Source organism: Myxococcales bacterium, from assembly GCA_016720545.1.
GTDB lineage: Bacteria > Myxococcota_A > Polyangia > Polyangiales > Polyangiaceae > JAAFHV01.
The window spans coordinates 18,604-31,327 of sequence record JADKKK010000012.1; the positions used below are offsets into that span (position 1 = coordinate 18,604).

Genomic DNA, 12,724 nt, shown 5'->3' on the forward strand with positions numbered 1-12,724 from the left:
GACCGTGAAGCGGGCATACCGGATCAAGGGGGATCGCACGGATCCGGCGGCGGGAACCCCGCCTCCGCGCCGGGCGCAGGAGCGCGCGATCCCGCGTCGATCGGGCTCGCTGCCCCGCCCGCCGCCGCGTCGCTCGCAGGCGGAGCTCCGCCGTCGCCCGCGTCTCGCCCTCCTCCATCGCCCGCCCCCGCGTCTCGGGGGGCGAGGTGGCTCGCTCGAGCGAACGCCCTGAGCTCGGTCAGGCTGCCGTTGAAGAAGTCCGTGTCGACGTCCCCGGTCACTCCGGCGATCCGACCCGTGCTGGAGTCCTGCCAGAAGAGCCACTTGGACCACCCCGACGGGAGCTCCGGACAGGTCACCCCGTAGTTCGCGACCCAGAGGGGGTAACTTGAGAAGTTCGTGCCGGTCACGCCCGACATGAAGGCCGCCGTGTACACCATCGGGCGCACGTCGAGCGCCGCCTCGACCCGCGCGAGCCAGCGCTTCGCGCGCGCGACGACCGTGGCCGCGGAGAGGCCGTCTCGAGTCTCGAGGTCGAGCACCGGGGGCAGATCGTCGGAGGTGTAGCCCGCCGCGCGAAGCTGGGAGATGACGAGGTCGGCCTGCCGATCGACGTCCTGGGAAGGATAGAAGTATTGGTAGGCGCCCCGGACGAGCCCGGCCCGCTTCGCGTTCGGCCAGTTCGCCGCGAAGCGACCGTCGACGTTCGTCCCCGCCGACACGCGCATGACGACGAACTCGCGCCCCGCGCCCTTCACCTTCGCGAAGTCCACGGTGCTCTGGTACGCGGAGACGTCGAGCCCGCGAACCGTGGTGGCCCCCGCGCAGACGCGGATGGCCTGGGACGTGTCCCCCACGCACGCGCGCTCCGCGTTCGACGAGCACGCGGCGGCGGCGCACCCTACGAGCAGCGCCGCCGCGACCAGCGAGAGCGCGCGAGACGTCGAGGGCGCGGCGAGGCGAGGCATACGACGAGGATGAGCCGGAGTCGTGCGCCCGTCGACCGCCGACGTCGTCGATGGGCTGGATCGGCGCCGATTCGCTAAGAATCAGGGTGCCGAGAGTTGACCTCGCGCAACTCGGCGCACGGCGCTGCCGATTCGAGTGGAGCCTCGCACGCGCGCAGGACCGCGGACCTCGCGCTGAGCCGGAAGCCGCAATCGCGCGCGAGCTACCGCGCCTTCAGCGCTTGGCCGGCGGCGACCGCGAGCCCCTCGGGGGCCCCGCCGTCGTGGGTGACCACCGCCACGACCGCGGCGTCGAGGTCGACGAAGTACACGGCCTCGAGGTGGAGCCCGGCCACGTCGCCTGCGTGGCTGCGCACGCGCCCAAGCCCCCCCGCGGCCTCGCCGTCGGTCACGAAGACGCCGAGGCCGTAGCGCACGTCGGGATCGTCGGTGGGCACCGTCCTCAGCCACTCGCCGCGGAGCTGCGCCGGGATCACCTCGCCCGTCCCGTAGAGCCGCGTCCATCGTACGAGGTCGGAGAGCGTCGTGACGAGGTCGCCGGCCCCGTACAGCCAGGAGGGGTGGTGGGTCCGCGTGAGCTCGCGGCCCCGCTCGTCGTAGGACGGGAGGAGTGGCTCGCGTCCCGCCTCCGGCGCGGTGCTCGCGAGCCCGAGCGGGCCCGTCAGCTCGCGCGAAACTAGCTCGCCGAGCGGTGCGCCCAGCGCGCGCTCGAGTACTCGCGCGAGCACGAGATAGTTCGTGTTCGCGTAGCGAAACGGCGCCCCCACGCGAGCGCGGGGCGCGTGGAAGAGCGCCCGCGCGAGCAGCTCGTCGGGACCTCGCGGCGCCGGCTTGGACGCCCAGGCGAGGAACGTAGGGTCGCGCTCGTAGGGGAAGAGGCCGCTCGTGTGCTGGAGGAGCGCGCGCAGCGTCGCGCCTCGGAGCGCGACGTGCACGCGTGGGTCGAGCGGCGCGTCGAGCGCGAGTGCGCCGCGGGACACCGCACGGAGCGCCAGCGTGGCGACGAAGGTCTTCGCGACGCTCGCCATGCGAAAGGGCTGCGACACCTGCGCGTCTACGGCGAGGAGCGCGGGAGGACAGCCGGGCGCGTCCACACCCAAGAGCGCGCCTCTCCCTCGCGCCGCGTGCGACGCGAGGGCCTCCTCGAGCCGCGCGCGACGCGCGACGCACGTCCGACTCCCGGAGGGGCTCGGGCCCGCTTGGGCGCGCGCGAGTGGGCCCGCGGCCGCGTCTTCGCCGCGGGAGGCGCGCGCGCGCTCCCGCGGGGAGCAAGCCGCGGCGGCCACCGCGAGGCACGCGAGCAAGGCGAGGCGCGCGGGCATGGCAGCCATGCTCTCACGGACCCGCCGTGGTGGTGCGCGCCGGCGTGCGTGGGCGCGCAGCAGGGGAGGGGCGCGCTCGTCGTGGCGGCGGTCGCTTGCGCGGGCGCGGCGTCGCGCTACACTTCGCGCCTATGAAGACCCCCGACGCCTCGGCCCCCCAGCGCCTCACCCTCGCCGACCTCTCCCGCGCGCGCGGCGGCGTGGCGGTCCAGTCCGGGGTGCGCTCCGGCACGGCGAAGACGGCCGACAAGCAGCACAAGCAGCTGATGGACTACCTCAAGAGCTGAGGTCACCGCGGCACGAGCACCTCGAAGTCGACGAGCGCGCTCAGCAGGGCCTCGTCGAGCTCCAGGCCGCGCGCAGACAGCTCCGCGAGCACCTCGACCGTTGGCCGCCCGTCGAAGCGCGGGAGCGCCTCCACGAGCGCCTCGGGCAACACCAGGGGATCGTACTCCGAGTAGCCACGCACCACGCGCCGGCTGGGGTCGAGTTCCGTGTCACCCATCCACAGGGCCGCGGCGGGGTCCCCGGGCTGGTCCGCCTGGCTCAGGCCTGCCTTGCCGAGCGCGTCGCGCGTATGGCGCACGAGGCGCAGGCCGAGGTCGGCGTCGGAGCCCGTGATACGCATGACGTCGGGCCACGAGAGCGCGTCCACCCGGGCCGCGCACTCCACGTAGAAGCTCGCCTCTCGCCCGGCCCATGGTCCCCAGCGGGCGCGGTACGCGCGATCGGGATCCGCGCGCGGCTCCTTCACGCGATCGCCCGCCGCGTCGGTGATCTCCATGAGGCTCGCGAGCGCGGCGTCGCCGATGCCGACCTCGAGGGCACACCACCGCGCGAGGCGCGCCTCGGCGAGGGCGAGGAGGTCGCGCAGCCGCCGCCAGAACCGCGCGCCGGTCGCGCCCCGCTCGTGCTTGCAGAACCAGGTCGCGCACGTCGCGTTGCGGTGTCGCCAGATGCCGCAGGCGGCGCCGGGCAGGAGGTGGGGACACGCGAGCTCGGGGGCGCGGCCGAAGCGGCCATCTCGGGTCACGGCGAGGTACGCGTCGCGGAGTTGCTCGGGCGCGTCGACGCCGAGCGGCGTCACGCCCTCGCGCGCGGCGATGCGCTCGACCAGCAGGTCGCGTGACCGAGCCTCCGCGGGGTCGGAGAGCACCTCGCCAACGAGGAAGCTTGGCAGCGCGGGCTGATAGGTGCAGCACTTGGTCCCCTCGTCGAAGAACACAGCGCCCGGCAGGGCCTCGGGCTCTGCGAGCATCACGCACGAGTCACAGGTGGCGAGCGGCTCCGCGGGGAGGTCGATCGACGCCTCCGCGATCCAGCGCGCGTAGAGGGGCGGCAGGGAGGACGCCTGGAGCAGCGCGAGCTTCTTCACCTGGCCGAAGGTAGCAGGGGTCGCGGCGCCTGGCCGCGCCGCCGCGCCGCCGCGGTCGTGGCGCTGGAGCCGCTGCCCGCAAGCAGAGCCTCGCGTGGAAGCCCGGTGAGGCCGAGGCGAAGGGCGAGGGCAGCCACTGGCTGAACGAGCGCCTCGAGGTGCGCGACGAGCGCCTGGCGAGGGTGCGCGCGTCGAGCGCCGCCGGCTGGGGCGGCGCCGGAAAGGTCAAGCTCGGCGAGCTCGCGCCGATCGCGTGGAGCGAGCTCTTGCGCGATCTGGAGTCGCTCAGGGCGTAGGCGGCCGCTCGCTGCAGGGCGCGTCGAGCGAGAAGCGCACGGAGGCGCCGAGCGGGCGCGTGAACAGCGCCTCCAGATCGGCGTGCGCGACGACCGCCACGACGGGGTAGCCGCCGCTCACAGGGTGGTCGACGCCGAGCACGATGGGGCGGCCATCGGGCGGGAGCTGGACGGCGCCAGGGACCATGGGGAGCGAGTCCGCCTCGGCGTCGCGCGGCCACGTCGCGAGCGGCGGGCCCTCGAGGACGAGCCCCGTGCGGTCGCTGCGTGCGCCCAGCGTCCACGACGCCCGCGCGAGGACCTCGGGCTCGCGAAGGAGCGACGTGTGCGGCCCCGGGAGCAGACGCACGCGATCGTCTTCGCGTCGAGCCTGCGCTCCGAGCCGCGCGCGGGGCGTCGCCGAGCCTTCGCGCAGCGGGCCTGCGGGCCCGATGGTGAGGCGGTCACCCGTCTTCAGGAAGCGGCCGGCGAGCCCGCCCACGCCGGCGCTCGGCAGGAGCCCTCGCCCGCCGAGCACGAGCGGCGCCTCGAACCCGCCGGCCACGGCCAACAGCCGCAGCCGCTGCCCCGACGGCCGCACTGTGAGCGTGTCGCCATCGCCCAGCGCCACGGTCTCGCCCCCGTCCAGCCGCGCGACGACCTCGCCCTCTGCCCGCGCGACGAGGAGCCCGAAGACCTCGAGCCCGAGCGCCTCTCGAGGGTTCCCAAGCGCGTCGTTCAGCGCGGCGAGCGCGGTGGGCGCGAGGGTGCCGCCGCCGGGCAGGCCGAGGTGGAGCTGCCCGGGCCGGCCGAGGTCCTGGAGCGACGCGGGGCCGGCCACGCGCACGAGCACGAGCGCGCTCACCTCGGCGCCTCCACGAAGCGCACCTCGTCCCCCACCCGGAGGAGGGGTCCCGCGCGCGGCCCCTCGCGCTCGAACAGCGTGGCCCCGACGGCGGTGGCGAGGAGCCAGAAGCCCCCCGGCGAGGCGCAGGGGTACACGCCCGCGTACGGGCCGCCGAGCGCGAACGTGTTGGCCGGCACGCGCGGCCGAACCTGGTCCCGCCGAGGCAACCTGAGCGCCGGCGGAACCCCCTCCAAATACGCGAAACCAGGTCGAAATCCGAGAAAGCAAGCGGTGTACGCCGGCGCCATCAGCGCGCGCGCGAGCGCCTCGCGCGCGAGGCCCGTGCGCGCCGCGGCCTCGTCGAGATCGGGCCCGTCCCATACGAGCGCGAGGGTGTGGTGCGTCGGGTGCGCGCGGCGCGTGGCCACCTCGTTCGCCGCGTCTTCGCCCGGAACCGCGCACTCGCGCGGGAGCTCGCGGGCGCCCGCCGGATCGCGGGCGAGCACGAGCGCGTGCTTCGCGGTGAGGTACGCGTCGAGCGCGTGCGGCAGGGCGCGCAGGTGGTGGAGCAGGGCGGCGCGCGCCGCGGGCGCGACGTGGTCGATCGGCGCGAGCAGCGCGCGATCGCCGTAGGGAGAGAAGCGCAGCGTGGCCACGGGGACGGTCACGGGAAGGCCGCTCGGAGCGCGCGCAGCAGCGGCACCGCGGCCGGGTTGTCGCCGTGCACGCAGAGCGTGTCGATCGCGCCGGTGGCCCAGAGCGCGCGCGCCTGGGCGACGGCGGTCGCGGGAGCCGAGAGGAGCGCGCCCTCGGCCGAGCGGGGCAGGAGGGCGCCGTCCGCCGCGTACCCGCGATCCGCGAAGCCCTCGCGCAGGTAGGGGACCCCCGCGTCGCGCGCCGCATCGCGGAGCGCGCACTGGGGCGGCCCAACGAGCGCCGCGCCCGGCCCGAGCAGCTCGCGCGTGAGCTCGGCGAGGTCTCGCGCGAGGGCGGGGGAGACCGCGGCGTCGTGGTAGAGCGCGCCGTGCGGCTTCAGCGAACTGAGCGCGACGCCGGCCTGTTCGGCGACCGCGCGGAGGCTCGCGCACTGCGCGCGCAGCGACTCGACCAGCGCGCCTGAAGGGAGCGCGATCGCGCGGCGCCCGAAGCCCTCGCGGTCGGGGTACGACGGGTGGGCGCCCACGCGGCACCCCGCCTCCGCGGCGCGGCCGAGCGCCCTCCGCATCGACGCGTCGTCGCCGGCGTGCCCGCCGCACGCGACGTGGAGCACGTGCGCGAGCGACCAGAGCTCGGTCGGTTCGTCGTCGAGCTCCCCCGCGTCGACGTTCACGAGGGGTGCGGCGAGCGGCGCGACCTCGGCGTCCTCGCTCATGGGCGCTCGCTCACGGCGCGGGTGGGGGCTCGGTCGAGGGCCGGTCCTCGGCCTCGGCGCGGGCGACGGCCTCCTCGACCTCGCGGGCGTGGGCAGAGCCCAACCCCACGCGCATCTCTCCGAGGGCCCGCCGCGCCTCCGCGGGGCGAAGCGCTCCTCGCGCCATGTCGATGCAGATGAGGCACATCCCTCCCTCGTACGCACACGCCGGGCGGTTGTCGAGCGCGGCCTCGCCGGCCCGCGCCCCGGCCGAGACCCGGCGCGGGCGGCGTCGAGAGCCATGCGGTCTCGCCGGGAGTCACGTAGAGTCGCGGGGCCTATGCGCGCGCGAACCCCCGTGAAGCCCGCCCCGAAGAACCCCCGGCCCGCCCCGGGCCCCCGCGCGGTCGTGCGCCCGGCCGACGCCTCGTCGCCCGGCGTGGGCCACGCCGTCGCCGAGTACGTGCTGCGGCTCGACGGCGTGCGCTTCCGCGGGCACCACGGCGTCTCGGACTCGGAGCGCGCGCTGCCGCAGGATTTCCTCGTCTCCCTCGAGGTGGTCCTGCCGCTCGACGTGCTCCCCACGGGCGATCACATCGCCGACGTGTACAACTACGACCGGCTCGCGACCCTGGTGGTGCAGGAAGGCACCGAGCACCGGTGCCTGCTCCTCGAGACGCTCGCCCAGCGCGTCATCGCGCGGGTGTTGAGGGACACCCCGGCCACGCGCGTGACGGTCGCCGTCACCAAGTCGCGCCCGCCCACCCGCAGCAGCGTGGACAGCGTCACGGTCGAGCTCCGTGCGCGGCGAAGCGCGGAATAGATCCCCTTCTTTCGGTGGCGTGGCGGCGTCTTGTGGCGTGACCGCGAGCCGAGGATCAGGGCGCCTTCGCCGCGCGGTCGCACGCCGCGTCGTCACGCGCGCGCGAGCCACGCGACGAGGCACTTGTCGGCGTCGTCGCCGGGCGTGATGCGCGCGTCGCCCTTGTGGGCCTGCGCTCGGGTTCACCTGTCGAGGGTGCGGGAGAACACCGAGAACGACGTGCCCGAGCGGCCGATGACGTCGCGCGCGTAGAAGTGTCCGCCGCTCAGCGTGACGTTCTTCTCTGCGAGGTCGAGCGACACCCTGGCGCCCCCGCCTGCCGCACCTCCGACCACCGCGGCGAGGCCGTCGAGACGATGTCGGGCGACGCCGCCGACACGACGTCGACGAGGGCGCCCCCGAGGCGGCGGGGGCGAGCACCGAGACCGCCACCGAGTCGACGTACCCGGAGACCTCGGTGCGCACCTTCGTGGTGGTGTTGCCCTCGGCGCCCGCGCTCGGGGCGAGCGTCGCGACGAGCGCGGTCAGGCACCCGGAGCGCAAGCGCGCGCGCCTGCCGCGGCTCAGTTGCACCCGCCGCCGCCGCCGCCACCGCCGGTGGCGCCCTCATGCGCGCTGTGCAGGTGCTCCTCGCCCGCGCCCGTGAGCACGGCCGCGGTCATCGTCGGCCGCGCGAGCGCGCCGCGCTCGTGGGGTCGCACGTGCGTGCAGCCGGCGAGCGCGCCGAACACGGCCGGCGCGGCGAGCGGAACCCCGGGGAAGAGGGGCACGCGGGTTGGGTGGGGCGGCATGGGTTGGACGTGGCACGCGCGGGCAAAATAGATCACGGACGGCGTGATCTTTGTCTGCCCGAGCGCGCCAGCGTCGACCTCGCGTGGCGGCCGGGCGGCGCAGAGGCTGGCGCGCCCGCGCCACCCCGCGACGACGGAGCCGCGCTCGCCTTGGCGCCCTACTCCGGGAGGCCCGTGCCGTAGACCGCGCTCGTGAAGAGGGTCTCGAAGCTCTGGCCGAGCTCCGACTCGAGCTCCTTCTGGAGCATCTCGGTCGTCACGGCCTTGTGCTTGTGGCGCGTGAACCAGCCCTTCAGGAACGCGTCGAACTTCTCGCGCCCCACGGCCTCCTCGAGGGTGCGGAGGACCCACGCGCCCTTCACGTAGACGATGCCGTCGAAGATCTCGCGCACGTCCAGGGCGTCGTTGCGCGGCCGGAGCGCGTGCTCGGCGGCGGTCGCGCGCGCCTCGGAGAGGGTCTTGCGCCAGCGCGCGTCGGACACGGTCTTGCCGTAGACGGCCTCGAGGCTCCGGTGCGTGAGGTACTCGGTGAAGCCCTCGCTGAGCCAAAAATCCGCCCAATTCGCGATGCGCACGCCGTCGCCGCTGTAGTGGTGGCAGAGCTCGTGGAAGGCCGTGTGCCGCGCGTCGGTCGGGCTCCCCACGAAGTCGGAAGGATCGATCGCCACGACGGTAGGGTGCTCCATGCCGCCGCCGCCCCAGGTCGTCGGGACCTCCACGAAGCCGGCCTGGCCGAAGGGGAAGGGGCCGTACGTGGAGACGAGGAAGTCGAGGGCCTTCGGCGTGCCGCCGAGCACGTCGTCGCGCCGGCTCGCGTGCGCTCGCGTGACCCACGACGGCATGGGGATGCCGCCGGCCGACGTCGCGTCGGCGCGCACCCACTCGGTCGACGCCCCCACGAAGAACCCGTAGCTCGGCGTGGGCGCCAGCAGCTCGAACCGCCACGTCTTCATGCCAGCCTCGGTGGAGACGCCCCGCTCGGTGCCGTTCGACACCACCGTGAATTGCTCGGGAAAGGTGAGCTTGGCCGTGAACATCGCGCCGTCGCGAGGCGAGTCGCGGAGCGGCAGCCACCAGCGGCCCTTGCGCGGCCAGCTTGCAGAATACATGGATGTGGGCGTGACGACGATGCCGCCGTCTTCGCGCTCGCGGTCGTCGATCTCGCGGCTCAGGACCTCGTACGCGAACGTGAGCCGGAAGCCCGTGCCGGCGCGCACCGTCTTGCCCAGCGACACCTTCACGTGGTCGCTGTCCACGGCCTGGAACGCGAGCGTGCGGGAGCCCGAGCTCACCCTCCCGAGGTGCGGCTGCGTGAAGTCGACCACGAGCGAGGTGATCGGCGCGGTCGCGACGTAGGCCGCCGTGACGGTCGCGCTGAACACGGGCGTGCGGAGCGAGCGGCCACCGACGCTGCGGGTCTCTTCGCCGCGGTAGGCGAGCGTCACGTCGTAGCCGATGGTGTCGACGTCCGGCAGCGATCGATCGACGTCGCGCGCGGCCACTCCGTGAAACGAGATGAGCTCCTCCTCCGCGACCTCGGCGGGCTCCTCGGCCTCGGGGGCCGCGGCGCTGCACCCCGAGAGGGCGAGGCTCATCGCGAGCGCGCCCAGGCCAGCGACGAGCGCGCTCGCCGCGCGGAAGGCCGGCCGCGCGCGGCCTCGGCGGCCCGACGGCGGTGAGCCCGCGTCGAGCGGCACGGCGGGGCGATCGGCGGACAGCAGGGCGGGGAGCTTCACAGTCCAGGCATAGCGCCGCCGTCGTGGCGCGCAAAGAGAGATCGCTCAGCGCGCGGCGCCAGCGTCGGCGCCGGCCTCGCGCACGCCAGCGTCGCGCGTGAGCGGCACGCCGGCCTCGGCGTGGGCCTCCGCGAGCCGGGCGCCCACGTCGATGGCGATCGTCGCGCGCTCCCGGCGGAGCCCGATGCGCTGCGTGGCGGGCTCGATCTGCGCGAGAGCCGCGAGCAGCCGCGCGCGCGCCGGCTCGCCCACGTGGTCGAGCCCCAGGCGGAGCGCGCGCTCGGTCTCGCGCCATAGCGCCATGGCGCCCTCGGCGGCGCGGAAGACGCCGCTGCCGTAGCGCCCCCCGGGCCCCTCGCGGAAGGAGAGTTGGCGCTGGACGCAGGGCGAGTGGTCGGCACGGAGCTCGGGCGGGAGGGCCGGCTCCTTCAGGTCGAGCCCAGCGCCCACGAGAAAATACGTCGAGCACGCGCCGGGAATGCGCGTCGCGACCGCGAGCATCATGCGGCGGGCCACCGCCTCGTCTTCGGTCCGCTGCCCGACGACCGCCGCCTCGCGCGCCATGCCGCTCGCCACGACGAGGCGGAGCGCGTCGACGCCCGTCCCGCGGCCGTTCTTCAGCAGGTCGAGCCAAGCGTCGGCGCGGCCGATGGCGTAGCCGAGCCCGTCGCGTCCCACGAGGACCGCCACGGTGGCCGCGCTCGCTTGGTCGACGGGGACGGCGTGGTACCCATTCTTCGAGCCGAGCGCGGTCGCGAGCCGATCGAGGCACGCGGGGTCGAGGGTCTTCGCGGCGCCCACGGGCGCGCACGTGGGCAGGTCCTTGGACGCCCGGGCCACGCCGGCCTCGCCCTCGAGGGCGCCGTCGCGCACGGCCGTGATGCGGCCCATTTTGCCGTCGCAGGCGCCTAGGCTCAGCGCGAGCAGGCCACACGCGACGAGGAAGTGCCAGGAGCCCACGCGCCAAACCGTAGCCCGACGTACCTCGAAATGCCCGAAATGAGCGACGCGCAGCGCCCGAGCTTCGGGGCTGCGCGTCGCCGGCCGCCACGCGGCGGCGTGGTCGCGTGGTCAGACCACCGCGAAGGACGCGTCGGAGATGTCGACCGCGGACTTGTCCTCGAGGCCGAGCAGCTCGGCCTTGAATGCCACGCCGGGCAGGATATTGCGCGCGAAAAAGAGCGCGGCCTGCACCTTGCCTTGGTAGAAGGCCACGTCGGGGTGGCCCGCCTCGACCGACTTCGCCGCGGCCTCCGCGATGACCGCGCCGTCGAGGAGCAGCCACCCGAGGACGAGCTCGCTCATCATCTCGAGGAAGCGGTTCGCGGCCAGCGGGACCATCGAGACGTTGCCCGACTGGAACCACATGAGCAGCCGCATCGCCGAGCCCGCGACCGCCTCAGCGGCGGAGCCGAGGCGCTTCACTTCGGCGCCGACGGTGGCGTGGCCCGCGTTGGCCGCGACGAACTTCTGCACGTCGGCCATGAAGGCCTGGAAGTTCGCGCCGCCCGCCTGGCCGAGCTTTCGGCCCACGAGGTCCATCGCCTGGATGTGGTTCGTGCCCTCGTAGATGCTGAGGATCTTGGCGTCGCGGCAGTACTGCTCGACCGGGTAGTCGCGCGTGTAGCCGGCGCCGCCGTACGTCTGGATGGCGGTCTCGCACACTCGGAAGCCCTGGTCGGACCCGTAGGCCTTCATCAGCGGCACGAGCAGGTCGACCTGACCTTGGTGGTAGCTCGCCTTCGCGTCGTCCGTGCCCTTGTGGAAGGTGACCTGGTCTTGGTGGTGGGTGAGCTTGATGCCGAGCGCGCGGATGCCCTCGACCCGCGCCTTCATGTCGAGCAGCATGCGCCGCACGTCGGCGTGCTCGATGATCGGCACGCGCGGCGCCGTCGGATCCTTCCAGTGGGCCATGCTCGCGCCTTGCTTGCGCTCCTTCGCGTACTCGAGGGCGTTCAGGTACGCCGACGACGCGAGCGAGAGGCCCTGCACGCCCACCGAGATGCGCGCGGCGTTCATCATCACGAACATCTGCGGCATGCCCTGGTTGAGCTTCGCGTCGCCACCCACGGGCCGGCCGATGCAGCCGTCGGAGTCGCCGAACGTGAGCACGCAGGTGGCCGAGCCGTTGATGCCCATCTTGTGCTCGAGGGCCGTGACGCGGACGTCGTTCTCCTGGCCGAGGACGCCGTCCTCGTCGGTGCGGACGCGCGGCACGATGAACAGCGTGAGCCCCTTCGTGCCCGCCGGCGCCCCCTCGACGCGGGCGAGCACGAGGTGCACGACGTTCGCGGCGAGATCGTGGTCGCCGCCGGAGATGTAGATTTTGGTGCCCTTGATGCTGTAGCTGCCGTCGGCGTTCTTCGTGGCGCTCGTCGTGGCGGAGCCCACGTCGCTGCCCGCCTGAGGCTCCGTGAGGCACATGGTGCCGCCCCACGTGCCGTTGAACATGCGCGGCGCGAAGAGCTTCTTCTGCTCGGGCGTGCCGAAGTGCGCGATGACCTCGCCTGCGCCGAACGCGAGCCCCGGGTACATGTTGAAGGCGGTGTTCGCGCCCGACATGAACTCCTCGAGGACGATCTGCACGCTGAAGGGCGAGCCGGCGCCGCCGAACTCGGGCGAGACGCTCATCGACTTCCAGCCGGCCTCGTAGAGCTTGGTCCACGCGTCCTTGAACCCCGTCGGGGTCACGACGCGGCCGTCCACGAGCTTGCAGCCCTCGATGTCGCCGACGACGTTCAGCGGGCCCGTGACCTCGCGCACCCAGCGGTAGCCCTCGCTGATGGAGGTGCGCACCTCTTCCTCGCCCCAGGCCTCGAACGGGCCCTTGCCGAGCAGCTCGCCCAGCTTGAACTGCTCGAACAGCAGAAAGTAGATCTCGCGGAGGTCGGCCTTGTAGCGGTTGATGGCTTGGACGTTCGACACGGTCGGCTCCTTCGATGGGTGGCGGTGCGGGGGACGGGGGCGCTTTGCTGAGGGGGTTACGCCAGAGCTGCGGCGCGAGCGCCGGAGAGTCGTGCGCTTTGCGCGCCGCGGCGTGGGGGATCCTGGAGGCAATGGGCGGGTGCGTCAAGAATGAATGAGCATTCAGTGTCCGAAACGCGAGGGACCGGCGCCGGTGAGGCCTCGGAGCGGCAGGGCGGCGCGGGCCGCGACACGAACGCCCGACCCGCCCCCTACGCGGACGCGGTGACTCGGCCCGCGCGCTGCGTTTTCACGCTTGGCACGCGCGCTGC

Annotated in this window: 14 protein-coding genes; 3 read left to right on the forward strand and 11 right to left on the reverse strand. The window is 74.0% G+C overall.

Annotated features, from left to right (window positions below; translation table 11 throughout):
• Nucleotides 1–23: 23 nt before the first annotated feature.
• Both IPQ09_20680 and IPQ09_20685 read right to left on the reverse strand, forming a co-directional pair.
• Nucleotides 24–968 (reverse strand): hypothetical protein, encoded by a 945-nt coding sequence (locus IPQ09_20680; GenBank protein ID MBL0196594.1) that lies wholly within the window; start codon nt 966–968, stop codon nt 24–26.
• Nucleotides 969–1,171: 203 nt separating this feature from the next.
• Nucleotides 1,172–2,290: a beta-lactamase family protein gene (locus IPQ09_20685; GenBank protein MBL0196595.1), complete on the reverse strand. Its 1,119-nt coding sequence runs from the start codon at nt 2,288–2,290 to the stop codon at nt 1,172–1,174.
• Between the two features lie 131 nt (nt 2,291–2,421).
• Between IPQ09_20685 and IPQ09_20690 the strand changes: the two genes are divergently transcribed.
• Nucleotides 2,422–2,577: a hypothetical protein gene (locus IPQ09_20690; protein MBL0196596.1), complete on the forward strand. Its 156-nt coding sequence runs from the start codon at nt 2,422–2,424 to the stop codon at nt 2,575–2,577.
• Nucleotides 2,578–2,579: 2 nt separating this feature from the next.
• On the opposite strand, the gene IPQ09_20695 is transcribed toward IPQ09_20690, so the two are convergent.
• A complete protein-coding gene (locus tag IPQ09_20695; protein MBL0196597.1) occupies nt 2,580–3,665 on the reverse strand; it encodes a hypothetical protein in 1,086 nt (361 codons plus the stop codon).
• 158 nt (nt 3,666–3,823) lie between these two features.
• Between IPQ09_20695 and IPQ09_20700 the strand changes: the two genes are divergently transcribed.
• On the forward strand, nt 3,824–3,961 hold the full coding sequence (locus tag IPQ09_20700) for a hypothetical protein (protein ID MBL0196598.1): 138 nt from the start codon (nt 3,824–3,826) through the stop codon (nt 3,959–3,961).
• Here the strand turns inward: IPQ09_20700 and IPQ09_20705 are convergent.
• The 4 genes from IPQ09_20705 to IPQ09_20720 are packed head-to-tail and all read right to left on the reverse strand — an operon-like array spanning nt 3,951 to nt 6,346.
• The gene (locus IPQ09_20705; GenBank protein MBL0196599.1) at nt 3,951–4,805 is read right to left on the reverse strand and encodes an allophanate hydrolase subunit 2 family protein; all 855 of its coding nucleotides are present in this window, start codon (nt 4,803–4,805) and stop codon (nt 3,951–3,953) included. The genes IPQ09_20700 and IPQ09_20705 overlap by 11 nt on opposite strands.
• On the reverse strand, nt 4,802–5,455 hold the full coding sequence (locus tag IPQ09_20710) for a carboxyltransferase domain-containing protein (GenBank protein MBL0196600.1): 654 nt from the start codon (nt 5,453–5,455) through the stop codon (nt 4,802–4,804). The genes IPQ09_20705 and IPQ09_20710 overlap by 4 nt, the downstream gene beginning before the upstream one ends.
• Complete coding sequence (locus tag IPQ09_20715; GenBank protein MBL0196601.1) at nt 5,452–6,159, reverse strand: LamB/YcsF family protein; 708 nt, start codon at nt 6,157–6,159, stop codon at nt 5,452–5,454. Before IPQ09_20715 ends, IPQ09_20710 begins: the two co-directional genes overlap by 4 nt.
• Before the next feature lie 10 nt (nt 6,160–6,169).
• Nucleotides 6,170–6,346: a hypothetical protein gene (locus IPQ09_20720; GenBank protein MBL0196602.1), complete on the reverse strand. Its 177-nt coding sequence runs from the start codon at nt 6,344–6,346 to the stop codon at nt 6,170–6,172.
• A gap of 231 nt (nt 6,347–6,577) precedes the next feature.
• On the opposite strand from IPQ09_20720, the gene folB reads away from it, so the two are divergent.
• Nucleotides 6,578–6,961, forward strand: a complete 384-nt coding sequence (folB, locus tag IPQ09_20725) for a dihydroneopterin aldolase (protein ID MBL0196603.1) — start codon at nt 6,578–6,580, stop codon at nt 6,959–6,961.
• A 563-nt stretch (nt 6,962–7,524) separates the two neighbouring features.
• Here the strand turns inward: folB and IPQ09_20730 are convergent.
• The 4 genes from IPQ09_20730 to IPQ09_20745 form a co-directional block, all read right to left on the reverse strand.
• Nucleotides 7,525–7,788, reverse strand: coding sequence for a DUF4266 domain-containing protein (locus tag IPQ09_20730; GenBank protein ID MBL0196604.1), 264 nt, complete (start codon nt 7,786–7,788; stop codon nt 7,525–7,527).
• Nucleotides 7,789–7,910: 122 nt separating this feature from the next.
• Nucleotides 7,911–9,488 (reverse strand): hypothetical protein, encoded by a 1,578-nt coding sequence (locus IPQ09_20735; GenBank protein MBL0196605.1) that lies wholly within the window; start codon nt 9,486–9,488, stop codon nt 7,911–7,913.
• A 45-nt stretch (nt 9,489–9,533) separates the two neighbouring features.
• A complete protein-coding gene (locus tag IPQ09_20740) occupies nt 9,534–10,448 on the reverse strand; it encodes a hypothetical protein (GenBank protein MBL0196606.1) in 915 nt (304 codons plus the stop codon).
• A gap of 111 nt (nt 10,449–10,559) precedes the next feature.
• On the reverse strand, nt 10,560–12,413 hold the full coding sequence (locus IPQ09_20745; protein ID MBL0196607.1) for an acyl-CoA dehydrogenase: 1,854 nt from the start codon (nt 12,411–12,413) through the stop codon (nt 10,560–10,562).
• Nucleotides 12,414–12,724: the final 311 nt, after the last annotated feature.